The organism is Acinetobacter sp. 1566109 (genome assembly GCF_000582255.1).
Classification (GTDB): domain Bacteria; phylum Pseudomonadota; class Gammaproteobacteria; order Pseudomonadales; family Moraxellaceae; genus Acinetobacter; species Acinetobacter nosocomialis.
In genome coordinates, this window is sequence record NZ_JEYB01000246.1 from 1 (window position 1) to 360 (window position 360).

Consider the following 360-nt stretch of genomic DNA (forward strand, 5'->3'; position numbering starts at 1 on the left):
TACTAATTGCTCGTGAGGCTTGACTATACAACACCCAAGCAGTTGTATATAAAGCATCAATCGATTCATAAATCTACAAAGCAACTTGATTTAGTTATAACACTAGATAAAATGAACACAATCAGATTCAATCAGCCCAGTCTGTAAAGATTTGGAAAACGCTTCGGCAGTCAATAAGACCAAAGCAAGTATCCATAAACAGTTGTGCTGGCGACCATAGCAAGAGTGAACCACCTGATCCCTTCCCGAACTCAGAAGTGAAACCTCTTAGCGCTGATGGTAGTGTGGGGTTACCCATGTGAGAGTAAGTCATCGCCAGCTCATTATTCCAAACACCCCCAACTAAAATTGGGGGTGTTT

1 rRNA gene is annotated in these 360 nt (G+C 41.7%); it reads left to right on the plus strand.

The window, feature by feature from the left end:
• Positions 1-206: 206 nt before the first annotated feature.
• Positions 207-321: ribosomal RNA gene (gene rrf, locus J582_RS25615) — 5S ribosomal RNA — on the plus strand.
• The last annotated feature ends 39 nt before the right edge of the window (positions 322-360 follow it).